Genomic DNA, 18,123 nt, shown 5'->3' with positions numbered 1-18,123 from the left:
TGAGCATCGTGGCACATTTACAAGTGGGACTTCCATTGAACAACGACCAAAATCTGTCAATCAGCGATTAGCTTTTGGTCATTGGGAAGTCGATACGGTTCTGGTGCAAAAATTTTCTGTTTAACTTATTTTCGGTATAATTAGCTAAAAAACGAGGTAACCCTGATGAAAAATCATTTTAAAGGCCGGCATTTCCAGAAAGACATTATTTTGGTAGCCGTTGGCTACTATTTTAGATTTTCATTGAGCTACCGTGATATTGTTGAAATTCTTCGTGACCGGGGTATTACCGTGCATCACACAACCGTTATGCGTTGGGTTCACCATTATGGTCCGCTATTCAAATTATTATGGCGCAAGCAACGATGTGCTCAAAGCCAGAGCTGGCGGGTTGATGAGACTTACATCAAAATCAAAGGTCGTTGGTGTTATTTCTACCGTGCCATTGATGATCAAGGTCTTACGCTTGATTTTCAACTGCGCAAGAAGCGTGACTTTAACTCGGCCTATCATTTTCTCAAACGCCCTTTAAAGACCTATGGTCTTCCACATCGATTAGTGACTGATCAGTACGGAGCGACCCTAAAGGCAATTAAAAAGCTTACTAGGGAAGGCTGTCTGCACAAAGGTGTGCATCAGTGCTCCAAATATCGCAATAATCTGATTGAGCAAGATCACCGTTTTATTAAGCGGCAACAAGTTCGTTCCGCAAGTTATCAGAGCACTCGGACAGCAGCTAGGACATTATACGGCATTGAAACCATGCATGCGATACACAAAGAAAGCCGAAAGAAGCCAGGCCTCTTCGGCTTTTCAGCGTATCAAGAAGTCGACCAATTGTTAGCGGCATAGGCTACAACCACTAAACACAGTCACTTTGATCTACGCTTAATTTCAACTTTGCACCAGAACCTTTTGTCTTAATAACAAAGTATATAAGGGACTACCATTCATACCGATCAACCAATCACTAATTTGACGGGTTTGGGCTTCTTTATAAGCCAAATAGTCTTTGTGCCAATCACCAAGATTTCTAAAGCCGGTAATAATGGCGTCTTTTTCCAAACTATTCAGCCATAGCCGCTTAATGGTCTTCTTTTTAACGTCAATCTGGGCTTGGATCATGATTGACCACGCAATATTAGAGCCTTCCCGACCGCTATCGGTGGCAACAATAATGGTATCGGCCTTTTTTAACAGGTCTTTGACGACCTTGAATTGATCTTTTTTACTAGCTGACACCACAAACTTGTATTTATCGGGGAAAATCGGTAAATTAGATAAGGCCCATTGCTGATATTTCTGATCATATTTATCCGGTGTGGCTAGTTCAACTAAATGTCCGAGACCATACGTCACAAGCGTATTTTCGGGCAAAACAGGGTCGCTAACCGTATAGTAACCCTGTTTTTTTGTGCTCTTTTGAAAGGCTTGGACGTATGAACGGGCTTGACTAGGTTTTTCAGCTAAGATAACAGTGGTCATGTTCGTTCACTCCTTGTGATTAAGTTTCTGTTCTAATTCTGTTCTACCTTGTTCAGCCGCTTTTAACCAGGTTTAACGGTGCATTTTTTATTCCGATCACAAGTGCATGCCACCATCCTCATGCCGATTACGAGTTTGATGTTGCCGTTGCTTTTTCGCCATTTCCCACTCAGTCTCTTTTAAACCTTGCGCCTGTCTTTGTCGTTGGTAATCTTCATCATGAGCATATAGAACAGTCATGATTGCGTCACTAAAGGCCGTCTTTAAGTAGTAGTTTGGACTAACTGGCTTATAATTTAACGGTTGATAATGCCCCATATTTGCTTTTCTATACTGGTCGTCCTTGGCTTGTTGCGCTTTTAACTGCTTTTGGATTTTCTCAATCTGACTGTTCTTAATCATCGGATCGGCTTTGCATTCACCCAAAAAGAGTTGTTTAGTGCCGTCATGCTTTAAAACCCGTTGTAAGTGATGATTCTCTAGCTGATCTAAGCTAAGCTGTCCCGATAAATAAGCTAGTCCTTGTTGATGTTCCTGGGTAGTGAAAACCCTCGGTGGTTTTTCCTGCCACTGTGCGATTGTTTCAACCTTGCACGGCTTTAAAGCTGGATCATAGTACATCACGGCTGTATAGGCCTGTTCCTGTTTAATCATTGGGAGTTCATTAAAATTGCCTTTGGGAAAGGCCCTTTTCAATACTTCATGGTATTGCGTTTGAATAACTTGCTTAACGGCCATGATTGTCCGTAGGTCTTTGACTGCTCTCGTAATCTTTTGCTGTTCGGTTGGTGAATATTTCTCTAGTAACCCTTGATCGACGTGTTCTAGACTTTCTAAGTTATCATCATGAATCATCAGCGTATATTTAAGCTCGATTTTGACTTCCTTTTCTTGTTGTATTAATAACTTCCAGCCAACGTATGGCCGTTTGGTAAAGGTCAATAATTGTTGGGCCAACAAATCATCACGAATGTTCATTAAACGTTCGTTTAATTCACTACCCTTGAAAACTGTTTGTTCGCTATCGGTTTCCTTAATTAATTCTCGTCTTTCAGCTTGCGTGGTCTGTTCAAAATCAAGCTCTGGATAAAGTTTTTTAGTCGTGCGATCAACTACTTTATTTAAGAGTTCATCTGCTTTTTTTAGTGAACTTTCTTGTTGGTTAATCGTCAATAATTGCTTAGTGACATCTTCACCAACCGCGTGCTTAATTAAGGTACTGTTTTTCCAATTAAATAGCATGCGCCGCTTATCATCTAAGTTCTCCAAACTGATATAAGTTTTAAGTTCATGGCTTAACTCTTTAACTACCCGTTTTTCATTAAACGAGAAGTGTTTACTTAGGCTATCTAAATGACCTCTATTGATTACTTTTTCTTGGTTATTTTTATAACTGGCTTTGGCCTTGCGATAGTCCTTAACTTGTTGGTTAAATTCTTTTCTTTCATGCCGCTTACTATTGATTCCCTCATGTTGAGTTGGAACTTCATCTATTCCTTGATTTTCAAAGGATTTTTCGCTGATCCGATCGGGAATATTTTTTTGCTCTAAAACTTGATTTACACTAACCGCCCAATTGTGCCGCCATTGATTGATTTTTTCTTTTTTATCCCAATCAACCAACCAAATTTTTCTTTGTTTTGGAAACCCGCTTTTGGTTAAAAGTTGCTTGCCATTTTCATCTTTAATGTACTGCGTCTTTGCTTTTAATCCCCAACTACCATCGGGGTTAAATGGGCGATTGGTTAACATCACATGTGCATGCGGATTGTCTGGGTGATCGCGATGAATTGCTACGTCAGCTACCATACCTTGATCGACAAAATTTTCTTGCACATATTTTGTCAGTAATTCTTTCTGTTCGGATTCACTTAATTCTACCGGTAAAGCCACGTTAAATTCTTTCGCATACCGTGAGTTTGATTTACGATCTTTCTTTTCAACTTCATTCCATAATTGTTCTCGATTACTAGCCCATTCTGGTGCATTTTTTGGGGTTAAAATAAAGCTTTCCGGCATAACCGACCGGGCATAAAAATAGTGACGACCTTCTTGATCATCAAATAGTTTTTCACCACTTCGATAAGCGGCACTGGCAATCGCACTGCGTCCTTTCCCAGCGCTAATATTACTAAAACTCATATGAAATATTGCCATGTTAGTCACCTCTTTACTTTGATTCTATGGGCTTGACTTTGTTGTCGCCATCGGCGACTTCTAATACAGGATTTTTGGGGTTAGCACAACATAGAATTTATTCTATGTGTAAGTGCGCATTGACCTCGTTTCACTCGGTCTGCTGATTCTCTTAACTTTAACTTAGTGTATGCCTTCCGCTTCGCTATTTCAACTTTTATACTTTGACTTAACGTTTCCCTTATGATATAGTGTCGATGATTATTTCTAATATGATTGGAGGGATCGTTATGTCTCAAAGTAACTTAGAAAAACAAGAAGCTAAATTAAAAGCCCTTAATCAAAAAATTAAGGACGAAAAAAATAAGATTGAACAACGGCTAGGTAAACAAATCATCAGTCAAGCCAATTTAGATTATGCTAATTTGTCTAACGATCAGATTAAGCTTTTAGCTAAGCAATTTTCTGCATTTTTAAAGGTAAAGTCCGTAGATCATTAGCCATACGAGATGGGGAAATTCCATGTCTAATCAATATAAAAAACTAGTCGAGCAACAAGCGCGTTTAAAACAAAAAATTGAGCGGGAAGATTTTAAATTACGGCAATTTAAATACTATGAAAATCGGCAAGCCCGCAAAGCACGTTCTCGCCGATTAATTCAAAAAGGGGCTTTATTAGAAAAGTACTTCCAAGCTAATAACCTCTCGGTCGAACAAACCGAAGAACTTTTAAAAATATTTGCTGACTATGTTAACGCCCATAAACCGAATAAACTCAAAAACGATCAACCTAATAACTAGGCCGATCGTTTTTATTTTCAGGATTGTTTTTTGGCTTTACTTCTGGGTTTTGATCTGCAAAATTTTGTAACTGCTTTTGCACCTTTTCTGGATAAGTAATATTTTGATTTATCTATCAACGGACAAAGTCCTTTCGCTTAATAACCTCATCTTGCCTTTTATCTAAAAAGTAGGTATATAAAGCGTCATATACTTTGCGCTTTTCTGGATCTGGCTCATGTAATGACTTATCAAGTAAATCTTTTAAATCAGTTTCTTTGGCAATTTCAAAAAAGTCATTAATTGTGATTGTATCTTTCATGTTCATCACACTTCCAAGTTATTAATTTATTTAATCTGATAAGCCATTAGTCCTCATCTGGATCATTGAGCCAATCAGCGACTTCTTTAGCGTCTTTGAACTCTGTTACTTGTGTCTCTTTGGTAGCCTTTAAAAAGCGTAAATTAGCTCTTTCTTCTTCGCTTAAAGACACATTAAAAGGTAAGGCACCATTAGCAACAATCCGCTTATAAAACATATTGATCGCGGTAGTTGGGTTTAGACCTAACTGGCTTAAAACGGCTTCGGTATTATCTGCCAATTCTTTGTCAATCTGGACTTGTACGCGTTTCTTTTCCTTAACTGCCATGATTTTCTCGCCCCCCCCTTTATTACTACTCACATTATACTAATATTTGAGTACCATCTCAATTAGCCTGCTTCTTTAAAAGTTGTGAATTTAAGTTTGCTGTCCTTTCCGCAATGGCACTTATACAACGGTCCTAAAGTGCCCGTAAGCGCATTTTAAAACTCGTTTAATATAATTATGCTCTATCTGTTTAAAACAGCTTAAATGGCCTTATATAGCTTTTTAGTTTTAAGCACGCTCATCGTTAGGGTGTTTGGCCGCATATTCTCTAGCCGCTTGTTTATTCCACCAAGCGCCAATCCAGCCACTCAAAGTGTCTATTTTTGCTTCTAAGCGATTTTAAAGCGATTTTAATATAATTATGCATGTAATACTTAAAACTGCTTAAATGAGCTTATACGGCGTTTAATTCCAATAAGGCTCATTGTCAGTGTTCTGTTCTTCGGGGTGTTTGGCTGCATATTCTCTAGCTGCTTGTTGGTTCCACCAAACACCAAATAGGTTTTGCATGGTGCCGTACAGGTAGTTCTCAACATTCTTGATATGTTTCTCATCGCTTCTTAGGGCATTAAAATAGCGTCTTAATGTTTTGGTCATCATTTTTTTTAAATCAGGGTCATCTAATAGAATCCATACGCCTAAATCCTTATGTTCTTTTTCAACAGCATATTTGGCGTTTAAGATAATGCCAATAAAGCGCCGCATTTGTTGTGGGGTACGGCACCAAAAGCTAAGTAGTTGCACTGCTTCTGGTTCTAAGAAGACCGGGAAGCCACTGACTTCATCAGTTAAGAAGTCATTAGCATGGGTCACCAAATCCCGGTTTTGGGTTTCTAGTTCTGCTGGTGAAAAATGGGCTGTGGAAAAGTCCAACTTTTGAGTATCTATATTGTATCTATTAGTATCTAAGCTTCTAGGTTCTTTATCTAGATTGACTGTAGAATTTACAGTTCTGCGCCCAGCAAGGGTTTGAGCGTCCTTTTCAACGGTGTCATGCTGAACTGTAGAATTTACAGTTCTGCGCCCAGCAAGGGTTTCAACGGTGTCATGCTGAACTGTAGAATTTACAGTTCTGCGCCCAGCAAGGGTTTCGGGCGTTTCTGACTGTTCACCACGCAAATATACGTCAGTTGCTTGTACATCGAGGGAAGCAAGGTAGAGACGATTTGGTAGCTGTTTACCTGCCTTAGGTTGAAAACCCATACGTTTTTGCCGCAGTAGATTAAGCCCCTCTAGTTCTTTTTTGATCTTAATTACGGTCTTTTCGGAAGAGTTGAATAGTTCCATGAGTTCAGCATTCGTATAGACAAAGTAGATGTTGCCGTCTTCGTCCACCCAGTTGTTACGCAAAGAGTACTCTAGCCGATCTTTCAGTACCATATAAGCCAATTTAGCGTCACTACTTAAATGTTTGTATTGCTCGCCATACATTAATACCTTAGGGAACTGGAAAAACAAGGCTCCATATACGCTATTGGCGTCATAGTAATTGAAATCTGTTGATTTTGTCATAATAAAAACTCCCTTTCTTGACTGACACACGCTGTCTCAAAAGAGAGTTGCTAAAACATTTGATTTGCTTTAAAATACAAATCTGATATGCTCTAACTGAATTACAAAGCATTCATTTGCTGTGAGGCTTTGTGATTCATCAGCATGTGTCTTTGTGTGAGTTGCCCAGTCGGCAACTTTTTTAATTTCTAACAACAAAAAATGGACTAAATAGCTCCAGTTAGCTACTTAGTCCATTGGTTTTAATTTATTTTTTAACTATCCTTAACTTGTCCTGGCGGACTAGTATGCGGTATAATTAATCTATAAATTAGATTTCAATGTTCAGTCGATTTTAACTGGCAGGTCTAAATCGACTGAATCTAAGTAGCTGTCTGGTAGCTACTTGCTAAACCTAAAATCCCTGATTCCTCGTGAATCGGGGATTTTTCTGTTTAGCTTGATCTCTTTATTCGGAGGTCGCGGGGCTTCTTTTGTATATTCAGTTATTTTAGGTCTGGCAGAAATGCTAGGCCTTTTTTAATACAAGCTTATTGTATCTACTTATTAGGCGGGTGTCAACTTTTTTCTTTACAGCACTACAGCACTATTTTGTGCTAGAACTACTGCACTATAAGGCTACTGCACTATAAGGCTACTGCACTATGTAGTGTTGTAGGGCCTTGATATGTCGGGGATAACATCACATTTTTAATATGCTGTATAGCACTACAGCACTAAAGAACTACAGCACAACTGCACTATTGACATACAGAACTATGTAGTGCTATCATTATAAATAGAAATGGAGGCTAGAACAACATGACTCAAGTTATTACTTTTGGCAATTTTAAAGGTGGGGTAGGAAAAACTAGTAATTCTACAATGGTTGCTTTAGAACTTAGCAATCGTGATTTTAAGACTTTACTAGTAGATTTGGACCCTCAAGGCAACGCTACAAATTTGTACTTAAAAACAAAACTAAATATCAGCAATGAAGTTGGGCATTTCGACAAGACTTTAATGTCTAGTGTAGAAGATGGCAATCTAGATAGCTCAATCATCAACATCAAAGATAATTTGGACTTGCTAGCATCAGCACCTGACTTCTCGTTATATCCGAGATACATGGAAAAGCTCCATAATTATAATGATAGGGTGAAAGAATTTGATAGGCTTTTAACGCCTCTAAAAGCTAAATATGACTATGTAATCATTGACATACCGCCGACAATTAGTTTAATAACCGACAGCGCACTATATGCTTCGGACTATTGTCTTATTGTTATGCAGACACATGAACATAGTTTTGAAGGTGCTGAGGCCTTTATCAAATACATTCAAGAAGAAGTCATTGATGAGTATCAAGCACCAAGACTTGAGTTAGTTGGAATCCTAGCTGTCTTACTGCAAGCGGGAGCACCAGTTGATGAAGCAACGGTAGCTAATGCAATCTCGGAATTTGGTGAAGAGAACTTATTTAAAACTAGAATTCACTCAATGCAGCGTTTAAAGCGGTACGGAATTACAGGAATTACATTTAAATCAAAGTTTGATAAACGTGTATTTGCAGTTTATAAAGATGTAACTGATGAACTACTACAACGAATTGAGGTAATTGAACATGGCTAACTCTCTTATTCGGTCTAACAGAAACAAAGCAAATGCTATTCCTAAGCCAGCTAAGCAGGCTAAAGCATCAGATTTTGACAAAACGGCTAGTGATAGTAAAGCAGTCAGTTCAGTCACGTTTGATACTAATTTGAAGATTAGCAACCATACTAGAAACAAGCTTCAAGCAATGGCAATGATAGGATATGCCGAGAATCAGCGACTATCCGTTGATACTGCTATTCAATCATTCTATGAACAGCTGTCTACGAATGAACAACGTGAATTTGACTTACAGGTTAGCACACTAGAAACAAGAGACGTAAAACTGAAAAGTAGGAATAACTAGCAATAATCATAATTTAGGGGGAATCGTTATACTATTATTGTAGAGATAAACAAGGAGGAATTAAAATGAGCTATTCAGAAGCAATGGCTAAACACTACTACTTAAACATATTCTACCCGGTATGGGTTTATTTTTTTACTTTGTGTTGCATTTCAATTGTAAATTCGCCGCTGAAAGAATAGCAAAACCCCCTGAGGTTAGATTTACTTCAACTCAGGGAGTTTACTTTACACCAAGAAAGGCTATCTTTTTTAGTAGTGACTAACCCGTAACTTTCAATTAACTCTCATCGTCCGTTATGGTCGACCTAGAAGCATTAATAATGATATAGCCCTCAGAAGCTGTTTAGATGTCAACCCCTCAGATAATTGAGCAAAATCCAGAACACTATCTTACACCAAAAGATTAATGTTCCGAATGTTTTTTTAAATTATCAGCAATACTTTTTGTGGAGGATTCCATTGCTTCTTCACGGTTTTTCTTGGTAACAAAGTAAATCCAATTTGGAACTAAAACAGTTGCAGATCTAATATTAATAAATATAAAGTCTTGAATAGATCTTAGGTCTTCAACAGAAATTGAATATCTATTTTCATCTACAGAGTGAATGACATCATCTATCTTATTAATTAGTTGGGTTTCTCCACCTAACAAAGCTTTAAAACTGATCCAATAATTTACAAGTTTGATAACAATTGGAATTATAGTAACTATGGCAGTATCCATAGCATGTACCCACATGTAATCTTTAAAAAAGATACCAGCAGTAATAAATCCTAGAAATAGCAAAAGTAAAAATGCTATTACATTTTTACAGGCTTTATGGAGATGTATATTCCATACTACATTATTCCTTTGGCAAATGATTATATTTAATTCATCTGAATCTAGATTTGGATTAGGGTACCAATTTTTTAAAATACTCTGATCCTTTTTTTTTGAAAACTTATTAATAATCTCTGGACTTGGTTCCCTTCCGACTAATATTTCATTCCAGTATAGCCCGAATATAAGAGTATCAAATTTTTCTTGAATTCTTGCGGCGCTTTTTATTTCGTCCTTTGACCACTGAGTTAGTAAGAGAGATATCACGGTGGCGATGGTTGTGACGAATTGAATGCAAATTCCATTTCCAATAAAAAGTATAAGGATAATCGGAACTAATGTTGACAAAAAGCTAAAAAGCTCTATAAATTTTGCTTGAGAATATAAATTCCTTTGTGCAGACAATAATCGAATTGCTTTAGGTGTGTTTTGCTTAGCTATGTCAAATTTTATTTTCATCTATCAGTTCCCAAAAAACGTAATCCAAGATTTTATTGCTTGTTCACTCATAGATACAGTTTCGTAATTATTAGCCTCTTTTATCAAGTCATGGTAATATATTGCTTTTTTCTGAATTTCTAAACGAGCTGCAAAATCTAAAGAATTCAGATCTCCTTGAAATCCCTTTCGGTCTTGAACAGAACCAAAAACTGCTTTTGAAAGATAAAGAAGGAAATTTTCTATAAACTCTCGGGAGTTGGAGTATATTGGATTAGTGTCTATAAAGTCAAGAACCGTGGTCTCTAGTGCATAAGAATTAAGCTTGCATACTGCATTATGAGCCTTTCGCCAATACTTCAGAATACGCACTACTTCCCTTAGATCAATTGTGGCTTTTTTTTGATATTCCGTTAAATTTTGACGATCTATTCGTGGATCTGTTTTTTCCCAAGCACCTTCCCCATTTGGAATGATGTAGTAGTAATATCCCTGACCATCATCAACAGTTCTAAATCCAGGGACTATATCAAATCCCCAGTCGTAACTTGATAATTCCAGTCTGAGAGCCTGCTTACTCCTTTTAATATCTGCCGACTGATATTGCGATATTCCATTCAATAGCTGTTTAAGATAATTCAAGACTTTTATAGAACTAAGCCCATATTCTCCATCCATTTTCTTTAATTCAGGAGCGCTATCTGGAACATTTATAAACACCTGATTCCATTGAGACGTATCTAAATTAGCGGTGCTACCCTTTGCCGAAAAAATAATCATTTGATCAACATCGTCAAGAGGTCTAATCTGTGTCTTTCGAGCAAATGATCCCATTTTTAATGAAAATTCTGAGCTCGAGTATAGTTCAAGGTTTTCCTCGCTTTTTTGACTAAGATACTTAATATTTGAAGTTAACCAATTTCTACTATTTCTTGCACCTGTGCTTTTTTCACTATCTATATTTATGTTTTCTGAAACATAATTGCTAAACCAAGAATCTACAGTCATAAACACATTCTCCTTTTTTATCATCATCTTCAGCTTGTGTTTTTCTAGCGAATTTTCTACTTACTCATCTTTTTTGACATGATTATCTCATGTAAACATCATCTTTGCACATTGAATTTCTTTCGATATCTGATAAAGGTCGTCCGTTTAATCCCTGTATTACGGGCAACATCTACATCACTCATACCCGTTTGATAAAGCTTAAAAGCATGTTGCAAGCGGGGATCGTCTTGGGTGTATTGGGGTTTGCGCCCATGATATTTACCCTGCTGCTTAGCTAAGGCAATCCCTTGCTGCTGGCGTTCAATGATTCGCTTACGTTCACTTTCGGCCTGATACTTATAGAGTTCAATAATCAAGTTGGTCATCAGTTGACGTAAATTTGGGTCAGCAATTCCCGTCATGGACGGCAAATTCAACACATCTAGGGTGGCCCCCTTATTTTGAATGGAGTTCATGATCTTAGTCAAATCATGGTTGTTTCTGCCTAAGCGATCTAATTCAGTGACCATTACAATATCGCCTTCACGGATATAGGCCAGCATTTTTCGCAGTTCAGGTCGCTTGGTGTTAACCCCACTTAACTTATCTGAAAATAGTTTATCAACGCCTTTTAAAGCCGCTAACTGTCGATCTAAATGTTGCTCCTTGGAACTCACACGCGCATAACCGATTTTAGCCATTTTCAGCCCTCCTTTTGGACAGTTCTAATGAACACTTGTAATTCCTAGTATAGCACAGAAACAAAAAAGGCCACTAGGGTATACCCTAATGGCTTAATAACATTTTGTTGCTCTTGGTTGATCTATCTTCCTAGATTGCAATAATAAAGTTACCACCTAGAAAGAGGCTTGCTCACTGCTTGAACTGGGGTTTGCCAACGGAGACATTTTCTAGGTTTGTTATTGATAAACGCTGTGGCTCGTTGAATATTGGCCTCTGAAACCTGATCAAACTGTGTTCCCTTCGGGAAATAGTAGCGAAGTTCTCGATTGAACCGTTCGTTCGTGCCCCGTTCATTCGGGTGATAGGCATGGCAAAAGTAAATCGGTATCCGATAGCGCTTTGTAAGCGCCTGATCGCAGGAAAACTCTTTACCGTGATCAACCGTCACTGATCGAACCGGACCCGGAAAGTCTACCATCAGTCTTGCAAATCCTTTGAGAACAGCATTTTGTGATAAGTTTTCAAGCTTAGTTGTCGCCATTAAACGTGTGACCCGATCGACAATGGTCAAAACAGCAGCCTTTGACCCGCGACCACCGCGAACTGTATCCATCTCTAAATGTCCTTTTTCGGTTCGCCGATTAGCTGACTTACTGCGCATCTCAATTGAGGTGCCTACTGCTTGATTATAGCGCGACCGAAGATCTTGTTTTCTTTTATGACGTTTACCGTGATCAAAGAGTTGGCTTGGCTGAAAATCGACTTGTCTTTGATAAATCCAGTGGTAAATCGTATGTGGCGCACAGTGAACGGCATAACCGACCATTTCAGGGGACCAACCTAGGTTTAGCTTCTCAGTTACCATCCGCTTCAGCCTAGGCGTCAAAATCGAGTGTCGACCACAACGATGCCGACAAGCATTGGCTTGATCCTGAGCTATAATGGCGCAGTAATCACCTTCAGGGCAACGGTGAAGCTCATGCCTAATAGAAATACGAGAGCGGCCTAAGGTCGCGGCAATGTATTGAATCGTGTGGTGTTGCAGCAGTTCTATCTGAGATCGTTCAATTAAAGTTATAATGGCCATGGGACCTGTCCTTTCCCCTAGATGGTATGTTATGCAAACACCATTTTAGCAAGAAGAGACAGGTCTTTTTTCACATTTTCTGGGTGGTAACTTTAATTATGCAATCTAGGCAGGGAATGCTATTAACTTCACATACACGATATCAACACTAGCTGCGTATGTTCAACTAACTCAAGCGGAAATGGCAGTCATGTTACAAAGAGATTATTCATATAAAAGAAGAAACAGTATCATTGAATTCACAACGGCTGACAGAGAAAAAATTGCCAAGCTATGGCTGACAGCAATGCTTAAAAGAGGCAATCAATAATGCCAACACACCTCTAAACTGATATCAGCGGCTTATTGAGCAAACTCGCTCATGAAAATAAGGACGGAAAAGCTATAAAAATTAGCTTTCCGTCTTTTCTTAGCGCCTTATTTGTTGTGTTTCGTCTTGGCTTGGCTGTGTAATTTTTGGATTCTGCTTCACAAAATCTTGTAACTGTTTTTGCGTTCGATTACTGATTTCTTGGTGCACATCGTTTCACTGTTTTTTAAATTGCGCTTTCTGTTGTGGACTAGTTGCCTGGTGAATTTGTTGTTGCAAGCCTTGATATGCCTGATTAAGTTCCTGGGCTGATCGCTTTTTTAGATCATGTTCAGGATCTTTTTGCGCTTCCTGTAAGCCTAATTGTTTGGTTAACCCGTCACTAAGCGCAATCACTTTGTTGCTCACTTGCTGGATCTCACTCAAAGCACTATGGATCACGGCTTTATCTTTAGCCCAGGTAGCCACATAACCAAGTGAGTAGTTACTGGTATCAACGCCGATATTTTGCATGGCAACATATGCGACCGCTTCGGCTTGGGTTTCCTGATAGGCTCGTGGGCGATCTTTAAAAGCTGCTTTTAATCCATGTAGCTGACTATGCGCATATTCGTGATACAACGTCTTTAATTTTAGGGCATTGTCAGATTCATCACCACCAATGACGATTTTATTAGTGCTAGGTTGAAAGTACCCTTTAGCTCCATTTAGTTTCGCTAAGGGTGCCTCACTGACTTGCAGATCGGTTTGTTGGTTTAAATAATCTTTGAACGCGTTATACAAGCTCGTCACATTCTGATGATCGGCCAAGTTTTATTTGACAAAATCTTTAGCACTTAGGACTGGGTCACCACTAGTTTGTGATATATCGAAGATGGGCAGATAACGATAACCGACAATGGCACGTTCGTCGGTGGTATCAAGTCGCTTTTGATCAGCGGGGGTTAATTTCTTAATAATCGGGGCGGCAATTCGAATGGCCTTAGCACCCTTATTAACGGTGCGGTTAAAATCAGTCTGCCATTGTTTAAAGCCTGCGACTTGGGTGGTCTGCGGATCTTGAGCATAGATTAAGTCAATGTTTCTAGCACTGTACTAGTGGAATTTACCCAAGGTATTAAGATACTGTTTAAATTGATCACTATCGGTTAATTTTAGAATTTGCTGTTCGGCTTGGGCAACTAATTGCGCCTTCCAGGCTTTAACGTCGGCTTTACTTGGCATAGGCTAACCCTCCTCATCTTCAAAAATATCGTTTAGGTTTGGTAAAGCTTTTATTTGAATCGGGGCTGTGCCATAAAGAGCGACGTAGCCGTCGGCTAATTTTTGCCAGGCGACTTGATAATAAGCGCCATTCCCAGTGATTTCTTTTAAATACTTGTAGGTTCCTTTAGTCTGCAAAACGGGTAATTCGCTACCAGTGACTGCTAATTCATTGTTCATTTGATAATCTCCTTTGCTTTGCTAATCTCACCCGTTGTTTAGGTTTACTTTTGGTTTTGTAAAAGTGAACCTAAATGACGGGGTCACCAACTAGAACGTCGTGTAAGGCGGTAGGTAAGGTCTAATCAAAGTCAAAACTTAATTTATGGCCGTCAAGCTTTAACTTAGCGTCAAACGACTTTCCTTTTTTGCTCTTGAAACCCTTTAATTTGCTGGTTTCCCCTTTGGTGACCAGCGCTTTGATCGCGGTCTTCCCGAGCGTCTTACTACTCCATTTCTTGGGTAGAGTAAAGTCTTCCCCTTGCTTGGGCTTTACAATGTAAAACTTTGGTTTATTTAATACGGTGGCTTGTGGGGTTTCTAAGAACACCTCGGCGGCTTTTTGTGCCTGCTGCTGGTGGTCAATTTGTTGTTTGATCGCTGCATTTCCTGCTAATTGGGTCGATACATCAGCAATCAATTGAGCCACAAACTTCCTAATTTGACTTAAAAAGTTAGCTGGGGTGCGTTCTTCGGTACTAATTTGTTGTAACGCTTTTTCCCATTTAACTGTCATTTCCGGACTAGTCAGCAATGGTTCAAGCTCAACCGCTTTGCATAATGTGATCCCTGCTTCACTGACGTGCAGTTTATTTTTTTCAGTGACGAGATAGCCGCGTTTCTTTAATATTTCCAGTACATTTGCCCGGGTCGCACTTGTCCCAATGCCTTGCACGTCTTTGAGAATTGCTTGGGCTTCTTCATCATCAAGCGTTTTACCGGCCGTTTTCATCGTCGTAATTAAGGTACCTTCGGTAAAGGGGACCGGTGGTGTCGTTTCTTTTTGCGGCGTTTGCAGGTTGGCTTGGACTTGATCGCCTTGGTGAACCAACGGTAAGGTGGCGGCCTCTTGCTGGTCGGCTTTGTTTTCATCAAATAAAGCTTTCCAACCTAGCTTAGTTGGCACCTTACCCGTTGCTTTAAAATTAGCGTCACCAACTTGGGTAATAATGGTGGTTTCCTCGTATTCGTACGGATCAGCAAACATCGCTAACGTGGTTCGTAACACCAAATCATAGACTTGTTGCTGTATTTTGGGCAAGCTGGCTAATTTCTCTTTCGTCGGCACAACTTTAGTCATGATAATGGCATAATGTTCTTCAACCTTTTTCCCGTTGACGTAACGTTTATTTGGGGTGGTATTGGTTAAAGCGACTTGCTTAGAGACTAAACCCAGATACTTCGGCAGATTAGCCACTAAATACTCAAATTCTTCATTAGTGATATAAGCACAATCGGTTCGTGGATAACTAAGCAGTTTGTCTTCGTATAAACTTTGAATAGCCGCTAAGGTTTGGCTAGCACTGGCGTGATAACGTTTATTCATGGCACTTTGCAGACTGGATAGCGAGAATAGTTGCGGACTGGCACGCTTTTTAGCCTGTTTTTGGACGTCCTTGATTAAACCGTCCTGCAAGCCTTTTAGCCTGCATGAATGTCCATTAGCCCTGTTTCGTCTTTAAATCGCTGATAGGGGTCTAATTTTGCGACAAATTTTTGCTGATTAGCTAAAATTGCCGCGTTCAGTTCAAAATAGGGTTCGGGCTTAAAGTTTTTGATGAGTTGGTCTCTTTGATAGACCATATACAAAGTTGGCGTCTGCACGCGACCAATCGAGTACACCCCCCGCACCCCGTTTTGTCTCAATAATAAAGTATATAAAGGACTGCCATTCATGCCGATTAACCAGTCACTAATTTGACGAGTTTGGGCTTCCTTGTAAGCCAAATAATCCTTGTGCCAATGCGCAGTGCTCATAAGGAAGCAAACGTGAATGTGAGAACAGCAAGACAGCCAACGGACAAATAATGTATACAACGTACTTTGCAGCTGAACCATCTCGAAAGATGGGGGACTTGACAAAGAAAAATTTGCATGATAAAATAGTCAACGTTGATTATATAACGATGACTAAATTAGGAGTGAGGCAAATGCTAACACGTTTAGTGGTCTTGGGCTGTCTAATGCAGTGGCCCATGTCTGGATATCAAATTCAACTGATTCTTCAAGTCAGTCAAACCGAGCAATGGGCAGGAATACTGCCGGGCTCGGTCTATCACGCGCTGAAAAAGCTTGAAAAGGAAGGGAAGGTTATTCTGAAAGGAACTGAAAAAACGGGGAATCGGTTAAAATCAATCTATGAAATCTCTCCAGCGGGGAAAGATGAATTTTCAAAGCTACTCAAGGAAGCTTGGCAGAAACCATGTCTGCATTTTCCATCCAATATTTACGGGGCAGTAAGTTTTTTAGATGGTACTCAACTGAAAGAAGTTCTCCCCCTTATTGATAAGCAAGTTGACATGTTGAAGGATGAACTTGAAGAATGGAATGATGGTGAAATAGCAAAGGCAAAATTTTGTAATGCTGAATTACCGGATTACATGAAAGCAATTTTTGAGAACGGACGCAAACATATTGAATTGGATATTGAGCTTTTGAAAAAGCTGCAAAGAACTTTACCAAAAGAGAAATTAACCGGAGGATTTTATGGAAAATCAGACAATCAGTAAGCAATCTCAGCGCAATGGCCTTATTGTTGTTACGCTTGCAATTTTTACGGATATGCTCGTCTATGGGCTGGTCGTTCCCATCTTGCCCGGATATGCCCTTTCATTGGGAGTATCACAAACAGCAATCGGGGTTCTTTTTGGCAGCTATGCGATTGCCCTTTTTGTGGCGACGCCGATTTTCGGAATCCTGTCGGATAAGGTCGGCCGTAAAGGGCCGATGCTTTGGGGCCTTTTGGGGCTTGCCGGAGCAACGTTACTCTATGCCTTTGCAAAACAATTCTGGATGCTTGTCGTGGCACGTTCACTTCAGGGCGTTTCCGCCGCGATTACATGGACTGCCGGATTTGCATTGTTGGCTGATCTCTATCCGTCGCAGGAACGCGGAAAAGTGATGGGCATCGCATTAGCCGGGCAATCGATCGGCACTTTGATCGGGCCCACGGTCGGCGGATGGCTTTATCAGATTGGAGGCTACCAGGTACCATTCCTTGCTGCGACAGGATTAGCCATTATTGATGGGCTGTTGAGAATTTTTCTGATTAAAAATGTTCCTCACGAAAAATCCGAAAGCGTACTGTCGTCGTTGAATTTACTAAAAAACCGTAGACTGTTAATTATCGTCGGGGTTGTGATTATTGGGGCATCTATCCCATGTGTCCTTGAACCGACCTTACCATTGCGGCTACAAAAAGGAATGAATGTTTCTTCCGGTGTCACGGGTTTACTGTTTGCAATACCAACATTAGCCTATGCAATAAGCGCACCGGTGATAGGCTCCCTGTCTCAACGTATCGGGCATTACAAAGCTATGACAATGGGAATGATATTGGCGGCAGTTTGTTTTCCCTTTATCGCGCTCTCAAATTCCGTTTGGCTTGTGGCAATCGTACTTGTTTTTCTTGGTATCGGAATGGGTACTGCAATTACGCCCTGTTTGCCGGAATTTGCTGAAATTTCCCAGAAGAGTGGCACAAATTCATTCGGAGCATCTTTTTCCATTTACAATACGGCCTATTCGATAGGCATGATGATTGGGCCAACTTTAGGAGGCATTCTTACAAATTATCTTGGTATCGTCTGGTCTTATTCTGTGGTTGCAATTGTCATTCTTGTCTATATCATATTCTTTAATATCTACAATCATCATGCTTTGAAAACAGCTTAATGTGGCAAATTCTATAATTAATCCGAACAAAAATAAAAAAAAGGCCCAAAGCAATCTCTTACAATGGTAGTAGTTAATTCCAACCAGCTATAAGGAGTGATTACTTTGGGTACTTCTACTTTATCACGTT

The 18,123-nt window shown here is 39.6% G+C and carries 16 protein-coding genes and 5 pseudogenes; 8 read left to right on the top strand and 13 right to left on the bottom strand.

All coding sequences use genetic code 11. From position 1 onward, the window contains the following. Together JOC59_RS07890 and JOC59_RS07885 are read left to right on the top strand one after the other, a co-directional pair. A pseudogene (locus JOC59_RS07890) lies at positions 1-103 on the top strand (IS30 family transposase); the annotation flags it as partial. A 62-nt stretch (positions 104-165) separates the two neighbouring features. Next, the gene (locus JOC59_RS07885) at positions 166-852 is read left to right on the top strand and encodes an IS6 family transposase (RefSeq protein WP_205144239.1); all 687 of its coding nucleotides are present in this window, start codon (positions 166-168) and stop codon (positions 850-852) included. A gap of 63 nt (positions 853-915) precedes the next feature. Here JOC59_RS07885 and JOC59_RS07880 read toward each other — a convergent pair. Together JOC59_RS07880 and mobQ are read right to left on the bottom strand one after the other, a co-directional pair. Continuing rightward, positions 916-1,485 (bottom strand): annotated as a pseudogene (locus JOC59_RS07880) (toprim domain-containing protein); the annotation flags it as partial. 96 nt (positions 1,486-1,581) lie between these two features. Continuing rightward, positions 1,582-3,642, bottom strand: coding sequence for a MobQ family relaxase (gene mobQ, locus JOC59_RS07875; RefSeq protein ID WP_205144238.1), 2,061 nt, complete (start codon positions 3,640-3,642; stop codon positions 1,582-1,584). A gap of 251 nt (positions 3,643-3,893) precedes the next feature. Between mobQ and JOC59_RS07870 the strand changes: the two genes are divergently transcribed. Continuing rightward, positions 3,894-4,121 carry a hypothetical protein gene (locus tag JOC59_RS07870; protein ID WP_205144241.1) on the top strand — a complete coding sequence of 76 codons (228 nt, stop codon included), beginning with the start codon at positions 3,894-3,896 and terminating at the stop codon, positions 4,119-4,121. A 22-nt stretch (positions 4,122-4,143) separates the two neighbouring features. Continuing rightward, positions 4,144-4,422 (top strand): hypothetical protein, encoded by a 279-nt coding sequence (locus JOC59_RS07865; protein WP_205144237.1) that lies wholly within the window; start codon positions 4,144-4,146, stop codon positions 4,420-4,422. Here JOC59_RS07865 and JOC59_RS07860 read toward each other — a convergent pair. From JOC59_RS07860 to JOC59_RS07845, 4 genes and pseudogenes are all read right to left on the bottom strand, one after another. Further along, positions 4,412-4,534, bottom strand: a pseudogene (locus JOC59_RS07860) (zeta toxin family protein); the annotation flags it as partial. The gene JOC59_RS07865 and the pseudogene JOC59_RS07860 sit on opposite strands and share 11 nt — an antisense overlap. A 3-nt stretch (positions 4,535-4,537) precedes the next feature. Beyond that, positions 4,538-4,723 carry a hypothetical protein gene (locus JOC59_RS07855; RefSeq protein ID WP_010620892.1) on the bottom strand — a complete coding sequence of 62 codons (186 nt, stop codon included), beginning with the start codon at positions 4,721-4,723 and terminating at the stop codon, positions 4,538-4,540. Positions 4,724-4,769: 46 nt separating this feature from the next. After that, positions 4,770-5,051, bottom strand: coding sequence for a type II toxin-antitoxin system RelB/DinJ family antitoxin (locus JOC59_RS07850; RefSeq protein WP_205144236.1), 282 nt, complete (start codon positions 5,049-5,051; stop codon positions 4,770-4,772). Positions 5,052-5,456: 405 nt separating this feature from the next. Next, on the bottom strand, positions 5,457-6,563 hold the full coding sequence (locus JOC59_RS07845) for a replication initiator protein A (RefSeq protein ID WP_205144235.1): 1,107 nt from the start codon (positions 6,561-6,563) through the stop codon (positions 5,457-5,459). A gap of 801 nt (positions 6,564-7,364) precedes the next feature. Here JOC59_RS07845 and JOC59_RS07840 point away from each other — a divergent pair. Further along, positions 7,365-8,174 (top strand): ParA family protein, encoded by an 810-nt coding sequence (locus JOC59_RS07840; RefSeq protein WP_004466182.1) that lies wholly within the window; start codon positions 7,365-7,367, stop codon positions 8,172-8,174. Next, a complete protein-coding gene (locus JOC59_RS07835; protein WP_004466180.1) occupies positions 8,167-8,502 on the top strand; it encodes a DUF5388 domain-containing protein in 336 nt (111 codons plus the stop codon). The genes JOC59_RS07840 and JOC59_RS07835 overlap by 8 nt, the downstream gene beginning before the upstream one ends. A 405-nt stretch (positions 8,503-8,907) precedes the next feature. Here the strand turns inward: JOC59_RS07835 and JOC59_RS07830 are convergent, their stop codons facing one another. From JOC59_RS07830 to JOC59_RS07800, 7 genes and pseudogenes are all read right to left on the bottom strand, one after another. Then, entirely contained in the window at positions 8,908-9,786 is an 879-nt protein-coding gene (locus tag JOC59_RS07830; protein ID WP_205144234.1) for an S-4TM family putative pore-forming effector, read from the bottom strand. Between the two features lie 3 nt (positions 9,787-9,789). After that, complete coding sequence (locus tag JOC59_RS07825) at positions 9,790-10,773, bottom strand: hypothetical protein (protein ID WP_205144233.1); 984 nt, start codon at positions 10,771-10,773, stop codon at positions 9,790-9,792. Positions 10,774-10,871: 98 nt separating this feature from the next. After that, positions 10,872-11,456 carry a recombinase family protein gene (locus JOC59_RS07820; protein ID WP_205144232.1) on the bottom strand — a complete coding sequence of 195 codons (585 nt, stop codon included), beginning with the start codon at positions 11,454-11,456 and terminating at the stop codon, positions 10,872-10,874. A gap of 149 nt (positions 11,457-11,605) precedes the next feature. Beyond that, entirely contained in the window at positions 11,606-12,526 is a 921-nt protein-coding gene (locus JOC59_RS07815; protein WP_016383326.1) for an IS30 family transposase, read from the bottom strand. A 409-nt stretch (positions 12,527-12,935) separates the two neighbouring features. Continuing rightward, positions 12,936-14,060, bottom strand: a pseudogene (locus JOC59_RS07810) (ImmA/IrrE family metallo-endopeptidase). 3 nt (positions 14,061-14,063) lie between these two features. Next, the gene (locus JOC59_RS07805) at positions 14,064-14,279 is read right to left on the bottom strand and encodes a hypothetical protein (protein ID WP_205144231.1); all 216 of its coding nucleotides are present in this window, start codon (positions 14,277-14,279) and stop codon (positions 14,064-14,066) included. Between the two features lie 121 nt (positions 14,280-14,400). Next, a pseudogene (locus tag JOC59_RS07800) lies at positions 14,401-16,061 on the bottom strand (type IA DNA topoisomerase); the annotation flags it as partial. 188 nt (positions 16,062-16,249) lie between these two features. On the opposite strand from JOC59_RS07800, the gene JOC59_RS07790 reads away from it, so the two are divergent. Continuing rightward, the gene (locus JOC59_RS07790) at positions 16,250-16,828 is read left to right on the top strand and encodes a PadR family transcriptional regulator (RefSeq protein WP_205144229.1); all 579 of its coding nucleotides are present in this window, start codon (positions 16,250-16,252) and stop codon (positions 16,826-16,828) included. Continuing rightward, positions 16,806-17,993 (top strand): MFS transporter, encoded by a 1,188-nt coding sequence (locus JOC59_RS07785; RefSeq protein WP_205144228.1) that lies wholly within the window; start codon positions 16,806-16,808, stop codon positions 17,991-17,993. Before JOC59_RS07790 ends, JOC59_RS07785 begins: the two co-directional genes overlap by 23 nt. The last annotated feature ends 130 nt before the right edge of the window (positions 17,994-18,123 follow it).

The organism is Periweissella beninensis (assembly GCF_016908275.1).
In the GTDB taxonomy this organism is placed as follows: Bacteria; Bacillota; Bacilli; order Lactobacillales; family Lactobacillaceae; genus Periweissella; species Periweissella beninensis.
This window is presented reverse-complemented; position numbering and strand designations above follow the sequence as displayed.